The organism is Streptomyces sp. B1866 (assembly GCF_031932565.1).
GTDB lineage: Bacteria > Actinomycetota > Actinomycetes > Streptomycetales > Streptomycetaceae > Streptomyces.
This window is the reverse complement of the sequence record NZ_JAVSCF010000002.1, coordinates 42,545-63,870: the sequence shown is the minus strand read 5'-3', so window position 1 is coordinate 63,870 and position 21,326 is coordinate 42,545. Positions and strand designations below refer to the sequence as shown.

Here is a 21,326-nt window from a genome sequence, read left to right as displayed (position 1 = left end):
AGAATCAGCCGACGGTCCTCCGGTGGACGGCGCAACCGTCCGGCCGCGGGAAGAAGTCGCGCACATTTTTTCCCGCGCGAGGATGGTGTCGGCTTTTCCGTAAAATCGAGCAGTGCGCGGCCGACCCTCTCCCATGATTTGCCACGACAATGCACCCGCGCCCCCCAGCAGGCATTCTCAACGCGCCACCTGACCAGGTACTACAGCGCCTGCTACGTATCTGTGGCGAGAGTAAATCAGAAAGGCCAAGGCAGTCAATAGGTTCGGTAACCCCGCAGTGCCCCCGACTTCACCCGCCATAATTCGCCGATCCGCATGCGATCTTTCACGGCGGTCGTCGGCGAAGTCGGCGGACCATTCCGGTTGTGCGGTGCGTGGTGGATAACCGGGGGCGCGACCCGCCGGTCCGGTACGACCGCGCGGCCCGCGCCCCTTCCCCTTCAGGACGGGTTCAGCTTGATGGCGAAGGTGTTGAAGATGGACCACACGTCGACCCAGCCGAGTCCGGTGGAGCATCCGGAGGCGTCGCAGCCGTAGCCGACGCTGACGATGCCGTTGAGTTCCCGGCTGTTGGGGTCGTTGATGAAGATCACCGGGCCGCCGCTGTCGCCGCCCCGGCCGACGATTCCGCCGTTGTTGGGGACGCCGTAGCTGCCCCACACGGTGGTGCCGTTGACGTTCCAGCTGGCGTTGCCCGCGTACACCGTGCGGATGTTGCAGACGACCTTGGAGTTGTAGCCGAGCTGGCAGGTGAAGTCGTTGACCGCGACGTTGCGGACGCCGTTGAGATAGCGGGTGTAGCCCGCGGCGTCGGTGCCGTCCCAGGTGTAGCGGAAGGTGGGCGTCTCGATGAAGACCGAGTCGATCGCGGGCAGGTCGTACTTCACCTGGCCGATGTAGTTGCCGCCGGCCGTGTAGACGTAGTCGTTGACGTTGTAGCAGTGACCGGCCGTGACGAGCCACTGGCGGCCGTCCCAGGTGCTGACGGCTGGAATGCCGCTGGTGCAGTAGGACTGCGTGCCCGACGCCGGTCCGAGGGCCGCCGCCGCGTAGAACGGCGAGGTGTCGTTCCAGCGGCTCAGGGGGCGCGACGCCGCCCCCTGGGTGATGCGGACCGGGGTGCCGCCGGCGGCGGACCGTTCGGCGGCGACCGCGGGCGCCGCCAGGTACGCCTTCGCCGCCGCCGGGTCATTGACGGCCAGTTCGATCGTGCCGCCGTCGACCGACGTGCCCGCCAGTTCCACCTGGAAGGGCAGCGCGGGGTCGGCGAGGAGCGCGTCGATCTCCTTCTTGAGCCGCTGGCGGGACTTCTTGCTCTGGCGGACGGTGACGAGTGCGGTGTCCGCCTTGGGGTTGGCGCGCCGCACCGCGGCCAGGAAGGTCCCGGCCTGGACCACGTCGGTCAGGTAGACGTTGACGGAGCGGTAGTCGGAGGCCATCTCGACCTGCGTGTAGATGTCAGCGCGGGCCCCCTGGCCCACCTGGGCTACGGCGTCGGCCACCACTCTCAGCGGCGCCAGCACCTCGCCCTGCCGCGCGGGTGACATCGCGGCGACTTCGGCGGCGGACAGCGGTCTCGGCGTGTCCGCACCGGCGGACGCCGCCATCAGCGGCAGCACGGCGAGGACCGCGACGACGGCGAGGATACGGCGGATCACGTGCTTCATGAGCCCCCCCAACGGCCCCGCCTGTGCGGAGCCTGTGTGTCGACACGGGGGACGGTAGTTGGGTACATGGCAAGTAAATAGCCTCTATCCGGACAGCTTTGGCGACTCACCGTAATCATGTGAGCGGGCGTGCCGACCGCGCCGGACAACGTCAGTCACCACCGGCGCGGCGGCGTCCGAGAAGGCCGAACAGGCGGGACGGCAGCCTTTTCTCGACCTTGGTTACTGAGGTTGAACTCGTGATGTCGTGGGGTGGTGGGGCTTGCTGTTCCTGCGGTATGCCGGTGGTGTGCGGTATCCACAGGGTGGCGGCCTGACCGCTGAACGGCAGCGTGTCCGGGAAGAGTTACGGCTTCAGGCGGCCGGTCGGTTCGAGCGGGGTGAGCCGAACGCATTGAGCTTCTTCAGCGTTGCCGCTCCAGGGTGAGGATGGCTTTGGCGATTGACGTCATGCGGTTCGGGCTGCATCGGGATCTGCGGAAGATTCGCCAGGACTTCAGACGGGCGACGCCGCGTTCGACCGGTGCCCGTGCTGCGGCCGGGGCCCGGTTGGCGGTCTTCTCGGTGGGGGTGAGTTCCTGCGGGGGCCTGCGCTTGATGCCCGTGGTCAGCCAGGGGCCGCCGCCCTGGTAGGCGAGATCGGCCAGGATGGGGACGCCGTGACGCTCGCAGAGGCGGATGATGCGGTGGGTGCGGGCGGCGGTGAGGTCGTGAGCCCGGCCCGGCAACGCGGGCGGGAGCCACAGCAGCCGGCCTGCGGGGTCGGTGACCACCTGCACGTTCACGCCGTGCCGGCGGTGCTTGTGGGAGTAGTCCGCGCGTGAGTCGCCGACCCGGTCGCACTCGGCGGGGGTGCCGTCCAGCAGGACGAAGTCGGGATCGGCCTCGCGCAGGACCTTCAGCAGGCCCGGTGCTCGTTCGGCGAGCAGGCCGATGACCGCGGTGGTGTAGGCGTGGGCGGTGGACTCGCTGATCCCGAACCCGGCAGCGATCTTCGCCAGGGTGGTGTGTTCGCGCAGGTACACCAGTGCCGCTGTCGCGCGCTGAGACGGGCGGAGCTTGCAGCGCCGGTCACCCTCACGGGTGACGATGAGCATGGTGACCCACTCGACCAGGGCGTGAGGCAGGTCGAGTGCGGCAGGATAGGGAACCAACGAGGCTCCTGCGCCGGTGGGATGAGACTTCGAACACCTCCCTCAACGGCACGGGAGCCTCGTCCGTTGCGGGCACCGACGCCATCACCCGATCAGTGGCCGTGCTGAAAAAGCTCAGTACGTACCCCCAGCAGAGTCTGGCCGCACCCGTGCAGTCCTTCCGCACGAATGGCCACACCTCGGCCGCACATCATCCCGGGGAGCCTCACCGTAGAGCCGCAGCAGGGGACAGGGAAGCAAAAGGCCCAGGTCAGAGGTTGTCCTGTCCTGGGCCTTGCGAGAGCCTCCTGTCGGAATCGAACCGACGACCTACGCATTACGAGACCGAGAGCGATCGTGCCGGTTCGTCGGCGCGTCCGAGGATCTGTTTCTCGCGCGGCGGAAGACGGGCGGCGGGGGCCAGGTCGCGGTGCAGGTCTGGCGCAGGTTGCTGCGCGGGTGCTGATCAGCGGCTGGGGGAGCCGGCGCTCGGCGGCGTGGTCGGCCACGGCCAGGTGAACGGGGTTGTGGGGCCGCGCAGGCGATGGTGTCGGCGGCGGTTACCTCCAGGTAGTGCCCGTCGGGCCGGGTACCGTGCACGACGGCACGGTCCACCAGGTTGATCAGCGGGTCGGCGGCGAAGCAGTGACCGGTGCGGCCGATGTTCTCCAGAAACAACTGGTCCTGCGTGAAACCGGCCTGTCGCTCCTTCAGGACGATGACCGGACGGAACAGGTTGGGGTGCAGCACCCCGTCCACGTCACCCGCCTTCATGCCGGCGGTGCCCAGGATGCGCTCGTTCACGATCCGGGCAAGGTCGGCGCTGATCTCGTGGGACCAGTCCAGTGCGTCCGGGTCCTGCGCGGACGCGCCACCGACGATCTCGTACGTGTCCGGGCCGAGCGGCTCGTCGCTCACGAGGCAGCTCGCCGCGCCGTCGCTGAACAACGCGAAGCTCTCCATGCGAACGGACTCGTCGGTGACCCGGTCAGTTGTGACGACGAGCACCCGGCGGTGGTGCCCGGCGGCGACGAGCGCCTGTGCGGTGCGGATGCCGACCAGCAGGTTGGTGCAGCGGTTGAGTGTGATGCCGGTGAACGCCGCGCCGCCGACGCCGAGTCCGCGGAGGACCCGCTCCACGAATCTGCCGTGCGTGACGGGACCTCCGGGGAACCGTGTCGAGCACAGGATCAGCCCGTCCACGGACTCCGGTTCGGCACCGCAGCCACGCAGAGTGGCGGCGCTGCTCTCCACGGCGAGGGTTTCCACGTCCTTCGCGGTGCGGCGGACCCGCCCCCAGCCCCACAGGGACGCCTTGACCGGCATGTCGAACGTCCGGGCACGTTCGATGAGCCCGGTGACGGTGGTGTGGTCGGCGTCCTGCTCACCGAGGACATAGGCGGGACCGCACAAGTGAATGGTGCCGGTGGTCGAACGGTCGGTGGAGGTCGTGGGGGGTACCCGGGCGGCGGACGGTGTGAGAGGCGACGGCGACACGGCGCGGGTTACTCTCCGGAGTCGAGAATCCTGTTGAGGTCGGTATAGGGCAGCGCCTCCGACGCGAACGTGAAAGTGCCGTGATCTCGGATCTCCTGGGCAGCGCGCACGAGTGCGCCGAACGCGGCACGGGACATCGCCGAGCCGACGCTGATGCGGCGCACACCCAGCTTTCCGAGTTCCGCTACGGACAGTCGCAGGGCGCCGCCCACGAGGACGTTGACCGGGCGGCCGACCGACGCGCACACGGCACGCACGGACTCCGCGTCGGGCAGCGCCGGCGCGTAGAGGACATCGGCGCCGGCCTCCTCGTACGCCTGGAGGCGGCGGATGGTGTCGGACAGGTCGGGCCGGCCCTGGAAAAAGTTCTCGGCGCGCGCGGTCACGGTGAAGGGGAAGTCCAGTTCGTGGGCAGCGGCGACGGCGGCGGCGACCCGCTCAGCGGCCTCCTCCAGCCGGCGGATGGGGTCGTCGGCCCGTCCGGTGGAGTCCTCGACCGAGCCGCCGACCAGGCCCGCGCGGGCCGCGAGCCGGATAGTCTCGGCCACCTGATCGGGCGTGTCGCCGAATCCGCCCTCCAGGTCGGCGGAGACGGGCAGATGCGTTGCGGCGGCGATCGCCGCCGCGTTGCCCAGGATCTCCTCGCGGTTGGCATGACCGTCCGGCCTGCCGAGGCTGTGGGCGAACCCGGCGCCGGTGGTGGCGAGTGCGGCGAAGCCAAGCCCGGTGAGCACGCGGGCGGTCCCCGCGTCCCAGGGGTTGGCGACGACGAACGGGCGGTCGGTGGCGTGCAGTTCGCGGAACTCCTCCGCCTTGCGGCGCTGGTCGGCGGTGGTGTCGGTCATGGTGCTTCCCCTCTTCTTCGTGTGACGGTGGCCCGGCCGGCTCAGATGAACTCGATGTGGTCGGCCGTGTCCGTTCTGTCGTCACACACCACACCGACGAGTGATCCGAGAAGCCCCGTAACGGTGCCCGGATCGTCCTCGAAGTAGAAGTGGCCGCCCTCGAACCAGCACTGGTCGAGCCCGCCGGCACAGTCTCGCGTCCAGGGCTCCAAGCCGGCCTCCTTGACGTGCGGGTCGTCGACACCGTTGACGAGTGTGACCGGCACGGTCAGAGGTGCGTTTGCAACGTACTCGTACCCCGCGACCAAGCGGAAGTCGGCGCGCAGGTTCGGCAACAGCAGATCGGCCAGGGCCTCATCGGCGACCACCTCGGGCGGCAGGCCGCCGAAGAAGCCGACGGCTTCCGTGAATGCCTTGCCCTCCAGCCGCGCGGTCTCGACCACGCGCCGGGTCGGCAGCAGCGAGGGCGCGGAGCACCCGGAAGCGACCAGGCGACGCAGCCCCGGAACACCGCGCAGCCGGCGGGCCGCCTCGAACGCCACGAGGGCGCCGAAGCTGTGCCCGAAAAGCAAGAACGGTCCTTCTGCCCCGGCGATGGCCTCCGCCGCCCTGTCGGCCAGCTCGGCGACGGAGGCCACGGCCGGCTCGCGGAAGCGGTGCGCTCGGCTCGGAGGACAGACGGCGACGATCTGAGCACCGGCGCCGATGTCCTGCTGCCAGCTCAGGAAGGAACGCGGGTTTCCGCCGGCGTGCGGGAAACAATAGACGCGGACGGGCGGTTCGCTGTTCCCACCAGTGGCGACGTCCGGCCCGGCGGAGGCGGTGATGAACCAAGGAGAGTCGGTCACGGAGTTTCCATCACCCTTCAACATCACCCTGTACGGATCAGGAGACGATGGACGGTTTGGCCGCGTTCCAACCCACGTCGGCCATAACGGTCCCAGCGGCTTCGGGAACAGTGCGGTCGGAGGCATGGGCAAGACCGGCGGCGACCCGTCCGACCCCTGCGGGGCCGGCCGCCATACGGATACGGAAAGCGACAGCGAACGACGCTCCGTTTGCACGAGATTCAGCAACGCTCTTCTTCATGGGCACCCGCACTCTTCCGAGAAGGAAACAGGAGTAAACGGAGGGAATAATTCCAGATTTCAGCAAACCGATCCGGTGGAGCGATCGAGAGCTGCCGGACTTCCGGATGCCGCTCGCCACTCAGCGATTGACCCCGAAGACCGCCTGACTCATTCCAATCTTGCGCATGTACTTGCAGATGGAAAAGATCTACGATGGCTCGGGTTTTCGCAGTGCAGTGAACCACAAGGCGCAAAGCAATCCAAAGCAGATAAGACAGGCCAGCGGAGAGATAAGTGAATGATTTACTTCACACCAGAAGGGGTGGATTGCCCGAAAATTCTGAACCCTTGGTGCCGTCTGCGCATCCAGGCGGTTTCTGCAGTGGATGGCGGAGCACCTCGACGAGCTGGCCCGGCTGGCGGAGAGACAGGTAGGGCCAGCCGACGATCCCGTCGGGGAAGTAGCTTCCGACCCTTCCGCGGTTCGCTATATCCACGGGTTGACGGCGATCTCGGAGACTATCGACGAGAAGCTCGACCGCGCTCGCGAGGAGATCCTCACCGCTCAGCCTGACGGCCCGCGGCCAGGTCCGGTGCTGAAAAGCGCGCTGGAGGCCGTGCGCCGCCAGATATCGGCCGGCATCGCGATGCGCACGCTCCATCAGCACACCACGCGCTTTGACGAGGCAACCAAGGAATACGTGCGCGCCGTCACAGACCGCGGAGCGAAGGTCCGCACCCTGGATGAATTCTTCGACCGGCTCATCATCATTGACACGTCGGTCGCCTTCATTTCCGCGAACGAGGACCGCACGACGGCTGTCGCGATAACCGAACCCGCCGTCGTCCGATTCCTCAAGGACACCTTCGAGCGAGCCTGGGACCGGGCGAGCCCCTTCCCTTTCGTGCCCGTCCATGCGGCCAAGGCCGCAGGTGAGGTCATGCCGGCCATACGGGAGTCGATCGGCAGACTCCTCGTCGAAGGCCACTCAGACAAGCGCATCACACGCCGCATGGGCATCAGCGAGCGGTCGCTCCAGGCCCACATCGCCGCCATGAAACAGGAACTGGGCGCGCATAACCGTCTTCAGCTCGGCTATCTGCTCGGGCGGAGCGACACCACGTACATTTTCTGAGCGAACCGGCACTCGGAGTTCGTGGGGCCGACCGTCATGGAACGGCCCCACGAACTCCGAGTGCCGGTAACGGAGGTGACAACGACATGGTGCGTCAACCGGGCCCGATCAGCGGCCGGTGGTGAGCGGTCGGCCTGAAGACGCCGGAGCCCGGCGGCCGCGCCCGGCGGGCGCGGCCCCGCGCCGTCAGTCCGCCGCGGTACTCGACGACACCGGCGCGCTGTCCCCGATCACCACCCCCGGGGTGCCCTCTGGTGCGGCCTTGCGCCGCCCTGGGAGCCGGGATACGGCCACGCCCGCCAGGCACACCACTCCGCCGAGCAGCGTCAGCCACCCCGGCACCTCGGCCAGCGCTACCCAGGAGATCAGCACCACCACGGCCGGCACCGCGTACGTCGTCGCGCCCAGCTTCCCCGCGCTGGTCCGGGCCAGCGCGTACGCCCAGGTGCTGAACGCCAACGCCGTCGGGAACAGGCCCAGATAGACCAGGTTCAGCGTCGCCGACAACGGGGCCTTCGGCAGCTCCTCCAGCAGCAGACCGCTGAACGGCAGACACGCGATCGTGCCCGTGAAACAGCCAAATATCGTCACTTGCAGAGGATTCGCATACCGTAGTGCGGGCTTCTGCGCCACGACCCCACCCGCATAGGTGACCGCCGCGAGCAGGCACAGCAGTACGCCCCGCACGGACGACGACCCGTGGCCCGACATCGACCAGCCCACCACGGCGGCGCCCAGGAAGGACACGCCCATACCCACGAGCAGCAACGGAGGAAAACCCTCCTTCAATAGCCAGCCGCTGAGGAGCGCGATCAGCACGGGGCCGACGTTGACGACCATCGCGGCAGTCCCCGCGTCCACCTGCTGCTCACCCCAGTTCAGGGCGACCATGTAGGTGCCGAACCACAACACGCCCGAGACTAGGATCCCGGGCCACGCTCTGCGGTCAGGCAAGGTGCCGCCCTTGAGCAGGAAGACGATGCCGAGGACGGTGGAGGCGGTCAGCAGCCGTCCCAGAGCCAGCACTCCTGGGTGGAAGTGTTCCGTTGCCGCGCGGATCGAGACGAACGCCGACGCCCACAGCACCACGGTCGCAGAGGCTGCCGCGACGGCACGACGGTCGGTTCTGGAAGTACCGATCTCGTAATCCATGGCGGCATCGCACCGAGCGGGCGAGAAGTGAAGACGGAACTAAATGGAGGGGGCACGGATTCCGGCCACGCCCTGTGCATCCGCCTCTTCCACGTGCTCCTCCGAGCGGAGGTATGCGAACACCGGGGTACTCACCTACCCTTCGCCTCCCACTACTCCGGCCGCTACGGCGTCTCCCTCCCCTCCCTCCCAGACGCCCGTCGACGCGCCGGTCGTGCCCTGATCAACGGCACACCGCCGGACAGGCTGCCCCAGACAGGACCACGCTCCACCGCTCGCGCACGCGCGTTGCACGCTTGTCCACCGGTCGTCCACCGGAGCCCGCGAAAGCCGTACGCAAGGCCCGGCAACGTCGCTGCAAGAGATCACGAAAAGAGAGAAGGCCCAGGTCAGCGGGTGACTGGCCTGGGCCTTGCCGGAGCCTCCTGTCGGAATCGAACCGACGACCTACGCATTACGAGTGCGTCGCTCTGGCCGACTGAGCTAAGGAGGCGTGCCGCCGGGGCCAGCGTGGCAGCGGCGGCTCCGCCAAGTTTACACAGTTTCCAGGGGTGCTCCGTACGGGTCCGGGCGCGAGCCGGGCACGAGCCGTCGGCCCAGGTCAGGTGGTGTCCGTAAGGGCGGCTCGGGGTCAGGTGCAGCGGGTGCCGGGGGGTGGGGGTGTGCCGTGGAGGAGGTAGGCGTTGATGGCCGAGTCGACGCAGGCGCTGCCGCGGCCGTACGCCGTGTGGCCGTCGCCGTCGTAGGTGAGCAGGGTGCCGGAGGAGAGCTGGGCGGCCAGTGAGCGGGCCCAGCGGTAGGGGGTGGCCGGGTCGCGGGTAGTGCCGGCGACGATGATGGGGGCCGCGCCGCGGGCGTGCAGGGGGTGCGGGGTGCCGGTGGGGTGGACGGGCCAGTACGCGCAGTTCAGGGCGGACCAGGCGAGGGTGCGGCCGAAGGCGGGGGACGCCTTCTCGAAGGCCGGGAGGGCGCGGCGGACGTCGGCCGGGGTGCGGAAGGCGGGCGGGAGGTCGAGGCAGTTCACGGCCGCGTTGGCGTACATCAGGTTGGCGTACCCGCCGTCGGGGCCGCGCTCGTAGTACACGTCGGCGAGGGCGAGCAGGCCGCTGCCGTCGCCGTCCATCGCGGTGCGCAGGGCCGTGCGCAGTTGGGGCCAGGCGCCGTCGTCGTACAGCGCGGAGAGCACGCCCGTGGTGGCCAGCGACTCGCCCAGCCGGCGGGGCTGGCCGGTGGGCAGCGGGCGGGAGTCCAGGCGGGTGAGGAAGGCGATGAGGCGGGACCGGGCGGCGGGCACGCCGGCGGTACCCAGCGGGCAGCGGGCGCGGCGCACGCAGTCCCGGGCGAAGGCGGTGAAGGCGGTCTCGAAGCCGGCCGTCTGCTCGCGGTTCACCCGTTCGGTGGACAGCGCCGGGTCCATGGCGCCGTCGAGGACCAGGCGGCCGACGCGTGCGGGGAAGAGGTCGGCGTAGGTCGCGCCGAGGAACGTGCCGTAGGAGGCGCCGACGTAGGCCAGCCGCCGGTCGCCGAGCACCGCGCGCAGCACGTCCATGTCGCGCGCCGCCTCCACCGTCGAGACGTGCCCCAGCAGCCGGCCCGCGCGGGCCGCGCAGCCGGCCGCGAACCGGCGGTAGGCGCGGGTCAGGCCGCCGGTCTCGGCGGTGCTGTCGGGGGTCTGGTCGGTCTGCGTGAAGGCGTCCATCTGCGGACCGGACAGGCAGGTGACGGGTGCGCTGCGGCCGACGCCGCGCGGGTCCATCGCCACCATGTCGTAGCGCTCGCGGACCGGCCGCGGGTAGCCGGACGCCGCGTACCCGCGCAGGTAGGCGAGGGCGGAACCGCCTGGCCCGCCCGGGTTGACCAGCAGGGAGCCGAGCCGCCTGCCCGGGCCAAGCGCCTTCTTGCGGGCCACCGCGAGCGTGAGGTCACCGGCCACGCGGGGCCTGGCGTAGTCCAGCGGCGCTCTGAGTGTGCCGCACTCCAGGCCGCCGCCGCAGGCGTGCCAGCGGATCTTCTGCCCGTAGTACGGCCTGAGGGCGGCCGGTGCCGTCGTGGCCGCCGCGCGGGACGGCGGGTCGTCGGTCGAGCACCCGGTCAGGGGCAGGACGGCGGCCGCGAGGAAGGCGCTGACGATCCGGAGCGTGCGGCCTGTCTGCATGGGCGGTCCTCGGTCCTTCGTGTCGGCCGGGCCCCGGGGGCGGTCGGCGGCCGGGGCTGTGGTGGGGGGCGGGTGGTCGGCTGCGGGAGCCGGCACCTTCGTCACTGAAGCGGTCCATTCCTGTGCGGAGCGTATCCATGTGGAGGTCGGCTCCGCCCCTGGCGCTCCGTGGGAGGGGTGTGGGCCGTGGCCGGGCCGTACGTACCGCCCGTACGGCGGCGTCGGACTCGCGGCCTCAGCCTGCGCGCAGCGCCATCGTCAGCGCCTCCACCGCCAGCAGCGGTGCCACGTTGCGGTCCAGGGCGGTGCGGCAGGCGCCCACCGCCTCTATCCGGCGCAGCGTGTTCTCCGGCCGGGAGCCAGCCGCCACCCGCTCCAGGGCCTCGCGGACCTCCGTGTTGGCCAGGGCGGTCCGCGATCCGAGCTGGAGCGCCAGCACGTCGCGGTAGAAGCCCATCAGGTCCGTCAGCGCGAGGTCGAGACTGTCGCGCTGGGTGCGGGTCGCGCGGCGCTTCTGGCGGTCCTGGAGGTCCTTCATGACACCGGCCGTGCCGCGCGGCAGCCGGCTGCCGGGGCCCGAACCGGCGCCCAGCGCGGCCCGCAGCTCCTCGGTCTCCTTCGCATCGACCTCCTCGGCGACCTGCTTGGCGTCCTCGGCCGCCGCGTCGATCAGCTCCTGGGCCGCCTTCAGACACCCCCCCACGTCGTCGACGCGCAGCGGCAGGCGCAGCACCGCCGCCCGGCGCTCGCGCGCGCGCTCGTCCGTGGCCAGCCGGCGGGCCCGCCCGATGTGGCCCTGGGTGGCGCGGGCGGCGGCGGCGGCCACCGCCGGGTCGATGCCGTCCCGGCGCACCAGGACGTCCGCGACGGCGTCCACCGGCGGCGTGCGGAGGGTGAGCAGGCGGCAGCGGGAGCGGATGGTGGGCAGCACGTCCTCCAGGGAGGGGGCGCACAGCAGCCAGACCGTGCGGGGCGCGGGCTCCTCGACGGCCTTGAGCAGGACGTTTCCCGCGCCTTCGGTCAGCCGGTCGGCGTCCTCCAGGACGATCACCTGCCAGCGGCCGCCCGCGGGCGACAGCTGGGCGCGGCGCACCAGCTCGCGGGTCTCCTTGACGCCGATGGTGAGCAGGTCCGTACGCACCACCTCGACGTCGGCGTGCGCGCCGGTGAGGGAGGTGTGGCAGCCGTCGCAGAAGCCGCAGCCGGGCGCGCCGCCGAGGGCGCGGTCCGGGCTGACGCACTGGAGGGCCGCCGCGAACGCGCGCGCGGCGGTGGCGCGGCCCGAGCCGGGCGGGCCGGTGAACAGCCACGCGTGCGTCATCTTCGACGCGCCCGGAGCGCTCGCCGCGTCGGCCGCCGCCGAGCCGCCCGACCCGGCCGCCGCCGCGGTGACCAGCGCGTCCGCGTCGCGCGCGGCCGCGGCGAGCTGGGCCGCCACGCGGTCCTGCCCGACCAGGTCGTCCCACACCGCCACGGCCGCCTCCTCCGACGTGCTCGCCGTACTCCCCGTACTCGCTGATGACCTTCAGCCGGCTTTCATTGTGGGGCAGGCCGCTGACAGCGACCCCGGCCGACGGGCGGCCAGCCAGGTCAGCGGTCAGCGGCGGCGCCTGCCGTCCTCCTCGTCGTGCGGCCCGAGAAGCTCGTCGGCCAGCGACGGCAGGTCGTCCAGCGGGGTCTCCTCGGCCCACTCCGGCCGCCGCCGCTGCCGCCAGCGGCCGCTCCCGGTCCCGTGCGCCCCGGGCCCGGGCTCCGGCTCGGCGACCTGCGGCAGTTCGCGGGTGCGCTCGTTCTCCCGCTCGGACGGCTCGGGCTCGGGGTCCGGCTCGGGCCGGAACAGCCACGCGGGCACCCGTTCCGCCGGGTCGGCGGGCCGCTCGTCCCGTACCGGCGTGTTGCCGCGTACGGGCCCGTTCTCGCGCACCGGCGGCAGGACGGCCGTCTCCTCCGCGTCACCCGCCTCCGGCGCGGCGGGCCGCGGCAGCGTCGCCGTCTCGTCAGCGGCTGCCCGCGGCGGCGGCGTCTCGTCGGCGGCCGCCCGCGGCAGCGTCGTGGTCTCGTCGGCGGCGGGTCCGGCGGGCGGCCGCGGGCCGGCTTCGGGGCGTACGGGCCGCAGCACCGCCGTACGGTCGTCGGCGGCGGCCGGCGGCGCCACGTACGGGGTCTCGACCGTCGGCGCCTCCGCGGACACCGCCCCGGGAGCCTCGGCGTCCCCGCCGCCCGGGTACGCGGTCTCGACCGTCGGCGCCTCGGGAGAAACCGCCAGCTCGCGCGGGGCGACGACAGGCGGCGACTCGGGCGGCGGCCCGGCCAGGCGCGCCTGCTCCGCCCGCAGCAGTGACTCCTCGGCCAGGCGCTGCCGCTCCAGCCGCCGCTCCTCGGCCTCCTGCCGCAGCCGGGCCTCCTCCTCGGCCTGGCGCCGCCGCCGCTCCTCCTCGGCCGCCCGCGCCCGGTCCTCGGCCTCGATGCGGCGGCGCTCCTCCTCGACGCGCCGCCTGGCCTCCTCGGCCCGCTGCCGGGCGGCCTCGGCCTGCCGCTCGGCCTCCCGCTGCCTGGCCTCCTCCTGCTCGCGCCGCTTGCGCTCCTCCTCCTCGGCGCGCAGCCTGGCCAGCGTCTCCTCGCGCTCGCGCTCCAGCCGCTCCTCCTCGGCCTTCCGGCGGGCCTCCTCCTCGGCCCTGCGCCGGGCCTCCTCGGCGGCCGCCCTGCGCGCCTCCTCCTGGGCCGCCACCTCGGCCGCCGACAGCGGCAGCACCTGGTCGAGCCGGTGGCGTACGGTCGCGGTGACGGCCTCGGGCTCCTGCCCGGCGTCCACCACCAGGTAGCGGCCCGGGTCGGCGGCCGCCAGCGCGAGGAACCCGGCGCGCACCCGCTCGTGGAACTCGGCGGGCTCCGACTCCAGCCGGTCCGGCGCCTCGGTGAAGCGCTCGCGCGCGGCCTCCGGCGCGATGTCCAGCAGCACCGTCAGGTGCGGTACGAGCCCGTCGGTGGCCCAGCGGGAGATGCGGGCGATCTCGGTGGGGGCCAGGTCGCGGCCGGCGCCCTGGTAGGCGACGGACGAGTCGAGGTAGCGGTCGGAGATCACGACGGCGCCGCGCGCGAGCGCCGGGCGGACCACCGAGTCGACGTGCTCGGCCCGGTCCGCCGCGTACAGCAGCGCCTCCGCGCGGGGCGACAGGCCCGCCGAGGACACGTCCAGCAGGATCGACCGGAGCCGCTTGCCGATCGCGGTCGCGCCCGGCTCGCGCGTGACGACGACTTCGTGGCCCTTGGCCCGGATCCAGTCGGCGACCGCCTCGGTCTGCGTGGACTTGCCCGCGCCGTCGCCGCCCTCCAGGGCGATGAAGAAACCGGTGGCCGCCGGGGCCTGGGCGGGCTCGCCGCCGCGCAGCGCCTCGCGCAGGTCGCGCCGCAGCGGCACGCCCTGCCGGTCGTCGGTCCGTCCGAGCACGAACGCGGCGACGGGCAGCAGCAGCGCGCCGACGAGCATGAGGGTGAAGGCCGCGCCGCCGTGTGCGAAGACGAAGTCGCCGCTGCCCAGCCGGTGCGGCCCGATGGCGGCGGCCAGCAGCGGGGCCGCGACCGCGCCGAGCGCGACGGCGACGCGGACGACGGCGTGCAGGTGCTCGGTCGTACGGGCCCGGCGCGGCTCCTCGGTCTCCTGGTCCAGGAGGGTGTGGCCGGTGTTCGCCGCGACGCCCGCCGACACGGCCGCCACCAGCACGATCAGCAGTACGGTCGTCGCGTCGTGGACGAGGCCGGCGACCAGCAGCGCGAGGCCGGACAGCGCGGTCGCCAGCGCGAGCAGGCGGCGGCGCGACAGGCCCGGCAGCACCTTCGGTGCCCAGCGGACGCCGGCCAGCGGGCCGCCGCCGAGCGCCAGTACGAGCAGCGAGAAGCCGACCGGGCCGCCGCCGAGGTCCACGGCCTCCAGCGCGGCGACGCCCACGGCGGCCGCGACCGCCGCGGCCACGGCGGCGCAGGCCGGCACGAGCACCGGCAGCGCGCCGGTGCGGCCCTTGTCCGGCCCGGGAGCGGCAGAGGCGCGGGGGCGGCGCAGACCCTCCATCGGGGAGCGCGCGCGGGAGGTCTGCGCGCCGGGCAGCTCGACCGGAAGCAGGACCGAGACCGAGGCGGCGAGCAGTCCGGCCGCCAGGTACGAGCCGAGGGCCGCCTGGTGGGTGTGGAACCACTCCACGCCGGTGCCCAGCAGGTTGCCCACGAGCGTGATGGCCAGCAGCGCGGCGGCGGCCAGCGGCAGCGACACGGCGGTCGTCCGCAGCCACAGCCGCCGCAGCGCGTCGAGGTGGTCGGGCAGCGGGCGGACGGCGGCGCCCTCGGGCGGCGGCGCGGGCAGCAGGGCGGGTGCCACGCCGTCCATGGCCACCGCCCAGCACCGCTCGGCGACGCCGGTGACGAAGGCGGTGACCAGCAGCCAGGCGAGGGCGTCGTCCGGGGTCCAGTCGATCCACAGGGGCGCGACGATGAGCAGCGCGAGGCGCACCCCGTCCGCGCCGATCATGGTCCAGCGCCGGTCGAGCGGGCCGGAGGGCGCGACCAGGGAGGCGAGCGGGCCGAGCAGCACCGCCCCGAACAGCAGCGTGGCCAGCAGCCGCGCGCCCAGGACGGCGGCCACGGCGAACGCCGCGCCGCGGTAGCCGCCGCCGAAGGAGCCCGCGCCGACGGCGGCCTGGAACGCCAGCAGCACCAGCACCAGCACCGCGAGCGCGTCCCCGGCGCCGCCGACCAACCGCGCGCTCCACAACCGCCGCAGCGGCGGATGGCGCAGCAGTGCTCGTACGGCCCGCTCGCGGGAATCCGCGGCAAGGGCGCCGGATGTGGGGGGCACGTCCGTAGGCTGCTTGGCTCGCGTCACCCCGCCAGCCTATAGGGACGCCCGCGCGGACCACGCCTCCCGGGAGGCGGCAGGCGGAGGCCGGGAGGGCCGGGGCCGGACGGACAGGGGGCCGGCACGGCCGGGTCCGGGGCCGGCCGAGCGGGCCACGGCGGGGAAGGGGCCCGCGCCCGGGAGCCCGGAGCCGGGGTCCGTCGGGGCGGGCCGGCCAGGAGGGCCCCGGCCGGGCGCCGCCCGCCGCGGGAGGTCACTCGCCGCCCGGCGCCGCGCCCTTCCCCGCCGTGGCCCGCTCGGCCGGGGCCTTCCTGGCCGCCGTCGTCTTCTTGGCCGCGGTCTTGGCGGTCTTCTTGGCGGCGGTCTTCGAGGCGGTCTTCTTGGCCGTCGTCTTCGCCGCCGCCGTCTTCGCCGCCGCCGTCTTCCCGCTCGCCGTCTTCGCCGCGGTGGTCTTCGCGGCCGCCTTCTTCGCCGGGGCCTTCTTGGCCGCCTTCTTCGCGGTCTTCTTGGCCGGCCCCTTGGCGCGCTTCTCCGCCAGCAGCTCGTAGCCGCGCTCCGGCGTGATCGTCTCGACGTCGTCGTCGCGGCGCAGCGTCGCGTTGGTCTCGCCGTCCGTCACGTACGGGCCGAAGCGGCCGTCCTTGACCACCACCGGCCGCTCGCTGACGGGGTCGGTGCCCAGCTCCTTCAGCGGCGGCTTGGCCGCGGCCCGCCCGCGCTGCTTGGGCTGCGCGTAGATCGCCAGCGCCTCGTCCAGGGTGATCGAGAAGAGCTGGTCCTCGTCGGCGAGGGAGCGGGAGTCGGTGCCCCGCTTCAGGTACGGGCCGTAGCGGCCGTTCTGGGCGGTGATCTCGACGCCGTCGGGGTCCACGCCGACCACGCGCGGCAGGGACATCAGCCGCAGCGCGTCCTCCAGGGTCACGGTGTCCAGGGACATCGACTTGAAGAGCGAGGCGGTGCGCGGCTTGACCGCGTTCTTGCCGGTCTTGGGCACGTCGTCGGGCAGCACCTCGGTGACGTACGGGCCGTACCGGCCGTCCTTGGCGACGATCTGCCGGCCGGTCTCCGGGTCCGTACCCAGCTCGAAGTCGCCGCTCGGCTTGGCGAGCAGCTCCTCCGCGTACTCCACGGTCAGCTCGTCGGGCGGCAGGTCGGCGGGGACGTCGGCGCGGTGGCCCGGCTCGCCCGCGGCGGCGGCCTCGTCCTCCGCGGAGCGGACCCGCTCCACGTACGGGCCGTAGCGGCCGACGCGCAGCACGATGCCCTCGCCGACCGGGAAGGAGGAGATCTCCCGGGCGTCGATGGCGCCGAGGTCGGTGACCAGCTCTTTCAGACCGCCGAGGTGGTCGCCGTCGCCGTTCCCCGCGTCGGCGGCGGTGCCCGCGGTGCCCTCGGCCGCGTCGGCCGCCTCGCCGAAGTAGAAGCGCTTCAGCCACGGCACGGCCTGGGCCTCGCCGCGCGCGATGCGGTCGAGGTCGTCCTCCATCCGGGCGGTGAAGTCGTAGTCGACGAGCCGGCCGAAATGCTTCTCCAGCAGGTTGACCACGGCGAAGCTGAGGAAGGACGGGACGAGCGCGGTGCCCTTCTTGAAGACGTACCCGCGGTCCAGAATGGTGCCGATGATCGACGCGTACGTCGACGGGCGGCCGATCTCGCGGTCCTCCAGCTCTTTGACCAGCGACGCCTCGGTGTAGCGGGCCGGGGGCTTGGTGGCGTGGCCGTCGGCGGTGATCTCCTCCGCGGTGAGGCGGTCGCCCTCGGCGACCTGCGGCAGGCGCCGCTCGCGGTCGTCCAGCTCCGCGTTCGGGTCGTCGGCGCCCTCCACGTACGCCTTCATGAAGCCGTGGAAGGTGATGGTCTTGCCGGAGGCGGAGAACTCGGCGTCCCGGCCGTCGCTCGCCAGGCCGCCGATCCGGACGGTGACCGAGTCGCCCACCGCGTCCTTCATCTGGGAGGCGACGGTCCGCTTCCAGATCAGCTCGTACAGCCGGAACTGGTCGCCGGTCAGGCCGGTCTCCGCCGGGGTGCGGAAGCGGTCCCCGGAGGGGCGGATCGCCTCGTGCGCCTCCTGCGCGTTCTTGACCTTGCCCGCGTACGTGCGGGGGCGGTCGGGCAGGTAGTCGGCGCCGTAGAGCTGCGTGACCTGCGCGCGGGCCGCGGCCACGGCCGTGTCCGACAGGGTGGTGGAGTCGGTCCGCATATAGGTGATGAAGCCGTTCTCGTACAGCTTCTGCGCGACCTGCATGGTGGCCTTGGCGCCGAACCCCAGCTTGCGGCTGGCCTCCTGCTGCATCGTGGTCGTACGGAACGGCGCGTACGGCGAGCGGCGGTACGGCTTGGACTCCACCGACCGCACCGCGAACGCGGTGTCCGCCAGCGCCGCGGCCAGCGAGCGCGCGCCCGCCTCGTCCAGGTGCAGGACCTGCGCGCCCTGCTTGAGCAGCCCGTCCGGGCCGAAGTCGCGGCCCTGGGCGACGCGGCGGCCGTCGACGGAGGCCAGCCGGGCGCCGAAGCTGCCCGGGTCGCTCGCGTCCCCGGGGCGGCCGGTGGCGAAGGTGCCGGTCAGGTCCCAGTACTCGGCGGAGCGGAAGGCGATGCGCTCGCGCTCGCGCTCGACCACGAGCCGGGTGGCCACCGACTGCACGCGGCCCGCGGACAGCCCGCGCATGACCTTCTTCCACAGGACCGGCGAGACCTCGTAGCCGTAGAGGCGGTCCAGGATGCGGCGGGTCTCCTGGGCGTCCACGAGGCGCTGGTTCAGCTCGCGCGGATTGGCGACGGCCGCCCGGATCGCGTCCCGGGTGATCTCGTGGAACACCATGCGGCGGACCGGGACCTTCGGCTTGAGCACCTGCTGGAGGTGCCAGGCGATGGCCTCGCCCTCCCGGTCCTCGTCGGTGGCGAGGAAGAGCTCGTCGGAGTCGGCCAGCAGCTCCTTCAGCTTTCTGACCTGGCTTTTCTTGTCGGCGTTGACGACGTAGATCGGCTGGAAGTCGTGCTCCACGTCCACGCCGAGGCGGCGCACCTCGCCCGTGTACTTCTCGGGGACCTCGGCCGCGCCGTTCGGCAGGTCGCGGATGTGCCCGACGCTGGCCTCGACCACGAAGCCAGGGCCGAGATAGCCCTTGATCGTCTTGGCCTTGGCGGGCGACTCGACGATGACGAGTCGGCGGCCGCCGTTCGCGGTCTCGCTGGTCGGGGACAACTTGACTCTTCTCTCCGTCGGCGCTCGGTGAACAGGCCCTTACTTCTTGGAGTCAGGGGCATCACAAGGGTGACGCTGCGGAGTGTGACGGTACATCCCGCCCCCGTGTCAAACGGAAAAAGCCCGCGACGCCACTCGAACGGTAACCCGACAAGCGTCCTGTCTGCCGCCCGGACCCGGAGACCGCGGATCCAAAAGCGCGGTCAGAGGTGGCTCAGACACCAGATCCCGCCACCGAAGGCGGCGGCGCCGAACAGAAGGGAGAGGGTCGCCGCGGCGACGGAATTCACACCGTGGGCGACGGGGGCCCGGTGCCGCAGCCGCACCGCCGTCCACGACAGCAGCGCGGCGCCGCACAGCAGGAATGCCGTGCCGGCGAAGGCCGCGGGTCCGCTCTCCATGGCGGGAGACTGGCACGCGAAAGGGGCATGCGGGCGAATCCCTGGTGAACGGCCCACGGGCCGCCCGGCCCCGGAATCTCCACGTCCGGGAGGGCGCGGCGCGGTCCGGATCACCCGGAGGCGTACGGGCCGTACCGGCTGTACGCCAGGCGTACCGGCTCGTCGCGCGGGGTGCGGAACAGGCCGGAGCCAGGTGCGGACCAGGCCGGAGGGGACGGGGGCGCTCCGGCCGTGCGGGGCGAGTTCGGGCCGTGCCGGTCGGGCCAGACCGCGTATTCGGGGACCCAGGGGCTCGCGTGCGCGGACGGACGGCGCGTAAGGCCGGAAACGCGCCTGGCCGAGGAGACGCCCGAGAGCCGCGGGGACGCCCCGGCGGCGGTGGCGCGGAGGCCGGGCGGACGCCCGGGGCCGAGGAGGGGCGCCCGCGCCGAGAAGGGACGCCCCAGGCCGAAGGGGGACGCCCGGGGCCGCGCGGGGGACGCCCAGAGGCTGAGAGCGGGGGACGCCCAGAGGCTGAGAAGAGGCACCCCGGGGCTGAGGAGGGACGCCCCGGGCGCGCGGTACGGGCCGGTCACGCATCGGCGGGCTCCAGGAAACCCTGCTCCACCAGCAGCCGGATCGACTCCGGGGCGCGGTCCCGCAGCAGCACCGGCTCCTCGCCGAGGAGCTGCGCGATGGCGTCGAGGATGCGGCCCGCGCCGAGTGTGCCGTCGCACGCGCCCGCGAAGCCCGCGCCGACCGTGTCCACCGTCGTGGCCCGCCGCATGCCGCGCTGCTGGCGGAGGATCACATGCTCGGGATCCTCCGCGCCCGGCAGCCCCACCTGCTCCTGTGTGACCTCCGCGGCCAGCCGGAACCTGCGGGTGAGCAGCGCGGCGTCGTCGTGCGCCCGCAGGAAGTCCTGCCGGGCGAAGTGGTCCGCGACGGTGTCCCCCAGCGGCTGCTCGACCGGATGCGGCCACTCCTCCACGGTCACCGAGGGCCGCTCGGCGCCGGACCTGCGCAGCGCGATCCAGCCGAAGCCGACGGCCCTGGTCTTCCGCGCCTCGAACTCCTCCAGCCACGCGTCGTACCGCGCCGCGTACACACCGGGACCGGCCAGGTGCAGGCCGGCGTCCCGCAGCCACAGCTCGGCGTACCGCGCGACGTCCTGCGCCTCGCGCTGCACGATCCACGCGTCGCAGCCGGGCGGCACCCAGGCGGCGACCCGCTCCCGCCAGTCCTCGCCCTCGACGTGCTGCCAGTTGGCCAGCAGCTGGCACCAGCCGCCGTCGGCGAGGTGTCCGGCGGACCGCTGGACAAGGGTGCGGCACAGGTCGTCCCCGCCCATGCCGCCGTCCCGGTAGACCAGCCGCTGTCCCTCCGGGCCCGCGGGGGAGATCACGAAGGGCGGGTTGGAGACGATGAGGTCGAACGTCTCCCCGGCGACCGGTTCGAACAGCGACCCCTCCCGCAGGTCGGCCGGGCGCGCGCCGGACAGGGCGAGGGTGAGCCGGGCGAACCGCAGCGCGCGCGGGTTGCTGTCGGTGGCGGTGACCTGGGCGGCATGCCGTGAGGCGTGCAGCGCCTGGACACCCGACCCGGTGCCGAGGTCGAGCGCCCTGGCCACGGGCGTACGGACGGTGAGGCCGGCGAGGGTTGTGGAGGCGCCGCCCACGCCGAGGACGAGCTGCGCACGGTCCACGCCGGTCGGCGGCTGTCCGGCCCCGGCCGCGCCGCCGGTCGCGCAGCCCGGGTCGGAGACGATCCACCACTCCTCGCCCGAGGGGCCGGCGTACGGCCGTATGTCCACGCTCGCGCGCACGGCGGCCTCCGGGAGGCCGTCCGCCGGGGTGTGGCCGGCGGGGTCCGGAACGCCGTCGGCGGGCACCAGCCAGCCGTCGGCGAGGCAGTCCTCGACCGGCAGGGCCGCGGCGGCCCGCCCGTACGCCACGGGCCGCTGGAGCAGGAACAGCCGCACCAGCGTCTCCCGCGCGCTGCCGCCCCGGGTGGCCCGCAGCGCGGGCACGGCCTCGCCGCGGGCCAGGGCGGCGTGGGCGGAGGCGCCGAGCAGGGCGAGCAGGCCGTCGACGGTGAAGGAGGCGGCCAGCAGCGCCTCCCGCAGGCGGGCGACGCGGTCCGGGGTCGCGGTGGGCAGGCGGGCCGGGAGCGGGTGCGTACTCACGAGGACCATTGTCGAGGCTGCCACTGACAACGGCGACGGGCCGCGGTTTCCAGCC

General features: G+C 72.8%; 13 protein-coding genes and 1 tRNA gene. 1 reads left to right on the top strand and 13 read right to left on the bottom strand.

Annotated features, from left to right (window positions below):
- Nucleotides 1–440 precede the first annotated feature (440 nt).
- The 5 genes from RKE29_RS00695 to RKE29_RS00675 form a co-directional block, all read right to left on the bottom strand.
- Complete coding sequence (locus tag RKE29_RS00695; RefSeq protein WP_312002952.1) at nt 441–1,667, bottom strand: hypothetical protein; 1,227 nt, start codon at nt 1,665–1,667, stop codon at nt 441–443.
- Nucleotides 1,668–2,071: 404 nt separating this feature from the next.
- Nucleotides 2,072–2,821, bottom strand: coding sequence for a transposase family protein (locus RKE29_RS00690; RefSeq protein WP_312002951.1), 750 nt, complete (start codon nt 2,819–2,821; stop codon nt 2,072–2,074).
- A 309-nt stretch (nt 2,822–3,130) separates the two neighbouring features.
- On the bottom strand, nt 3,131–4,213 hold the full coding sequence (locus RKE29_RS00685) for a 3-oxoacyl-ACP synthase (RefSeq protein ID WP_312002950.1): 1,083 nt from the start codon (nt 4,211–4,213) through the stop codon (nt 3,131–3,133).
- Between the two features lie 92 nt (nt 4,214–4,305).
- Nucleotides 4,306–5,142 carry an isocitrate lyase/phosphoenolpyruvate mutase family protein gene (locus RKE29_RS00680; RefSeq protein WP_312002949.1) on the bottom strand — a complete coding sequence of 279 codons (837 nt, stop codon included), beginning with the start codon at nt 5,140–5,142 and terminating at the stop codon, nt 4,306–4,308.
- A 41-nt stretch (nt 5,143–5,183) separates the two neighbouring features.
- Nucleotides 5,184–6,014 carry an alpha/beta fold hydrolase gene (locus RKE29_RS00675; protein WP_312002970.1) on the bottom strand — a complete coding sequence of 277 codons (831 nt, stop codon included), beginning with the start codon at nt 6,012–6,014 and terminating at the stop codon, nt 5,184–5,186.
- A 584-nt stretch (nt 6,015–6,598) separates the two neighbouring features.
- On the opposite strand from RKE29_RS00675, the gene RKE29_RS00670 reads away from it, so the two are divergent.
- Nucleotides 6,599–7,348 carry a LuxR C-terminal-related transcriptional regulator gene (locus tag RKE29_RS00670; protein ID WP_312002948.1) on the top strand — a complete coding sequence of 250 codons (750 nt, stop codon included), beginning with the start codon at nt 6,599–6,601 and terminating at the stop codon, nt 7,346–7,348.
- A 186-nt stretch (nt 7,349–7,534) separates the two neighbouring features.
- Here the strand turns inward: RKE29_RS00670 and RKE29_RS00665 are convergent, their stop codons facing one another.
- The 8 genes from RKE29_RS00665 to RKE29_RS00630 form a co-directional block, all read right to left on the bottom strand.
- Nucleotides 7,535–8,500 (bottom strand): DMT family transporter, encoded by a 966-nt coding sequence (locus tag RKE29_RS00665; protein WP_312002947.1) that lies wholly within the window; start codon nt 8,498–8,500, stop codon nt 7,535–7,537.
- Nucleotides 8,501–8,919: 419 nt separating this feature from the next.
- A tRNA-Thr gene (locus tag RKE29_RS00660) sits at nt 8,920–8,993 on the bottom strand.
- A 138-nt stretch (nt 8,994–9,131) separates the two neighbouring features.
- Nucleotides 9,132–10,655: an alpha/beta hydrolase gene (locus RKE29_RS00655; protein ID WP_312002946.1), complete on the bottom strand. Its 1,524-nt coding sequence runs from the start codon at nt 10,653–10,655 to the stop codon at nt 9,132–9,134.
- A 235-nt stretch (nt 10,656–10,890) separates the two neighbouring features.
- Nucleotides 10,891–12,129, bottom strand: a complete 1,239-nt coding sequence (locus RKE29_RS00650; RefSeq protein WP_312002945.1) for a DNA polymerase III subunit delta' — start codon at nt 12,127–12,129, stop codon at nt 10,891–10,893.
- 123 nt (nt 12,130–12,252) lie between these two features.
- The gene (gene tmk / locus RKE29_RS00645) at nt 12,253–15,528 is read right to left on the bottom strand and encodes a dTMP kinase (RefSeq protein ID WP_312002944.1); all 3,276 of its coding nucleotides are present in this window, start codon (nt 15,526–15,528) and stop codon (nt 12,253–12,255) included.
- A gap of 226 nt (nt 15,529–15,754) precedes the next feature.
- The gene (gene topA, locus RKE29_RS00640) at nt 15,755–18,706 is read right to left on the bottom strand and encodes a type I DNA topoisomerase (RefSeq protein WP_312002943.1); all 2,952 of its coding nucleotides are present in this window, start codon (nt 18,704–18,706) and stop codon (nt 15,755–15,757) included.
- A gap of 203 nt (nt 18,707–18,909) precedes the next feature.
- Nucleotides 18,910–19,107 carry a hypothetical protein gene (locus tag RKE29_RS00635; RefSeq protein WP_312002942.1) on the bottom strand — a complete coding sequence of 66 codons (198 nt, stop codon included), beginning with the start codon at nt 19,105–19,107 and terminating at the stop codon, nt 18,910–18,912.
- A gap of 571 nt (nt 19,108–19,678) precedes the next feature.
- Nucleotides 19,679–21,280: a methyltransferase gene (locus RKE29_RS00630; RefSeq protein ID WP_312002969.1), complete on the bottom strand. Its 1,602-nt coding sequence runs from the start codon at nt 21,278–21,280 to the stop codon at nt 19,679–19,681.
- Between the last annotated feature and the right edge of the window lie 46 nt (nt 21,281–21,326).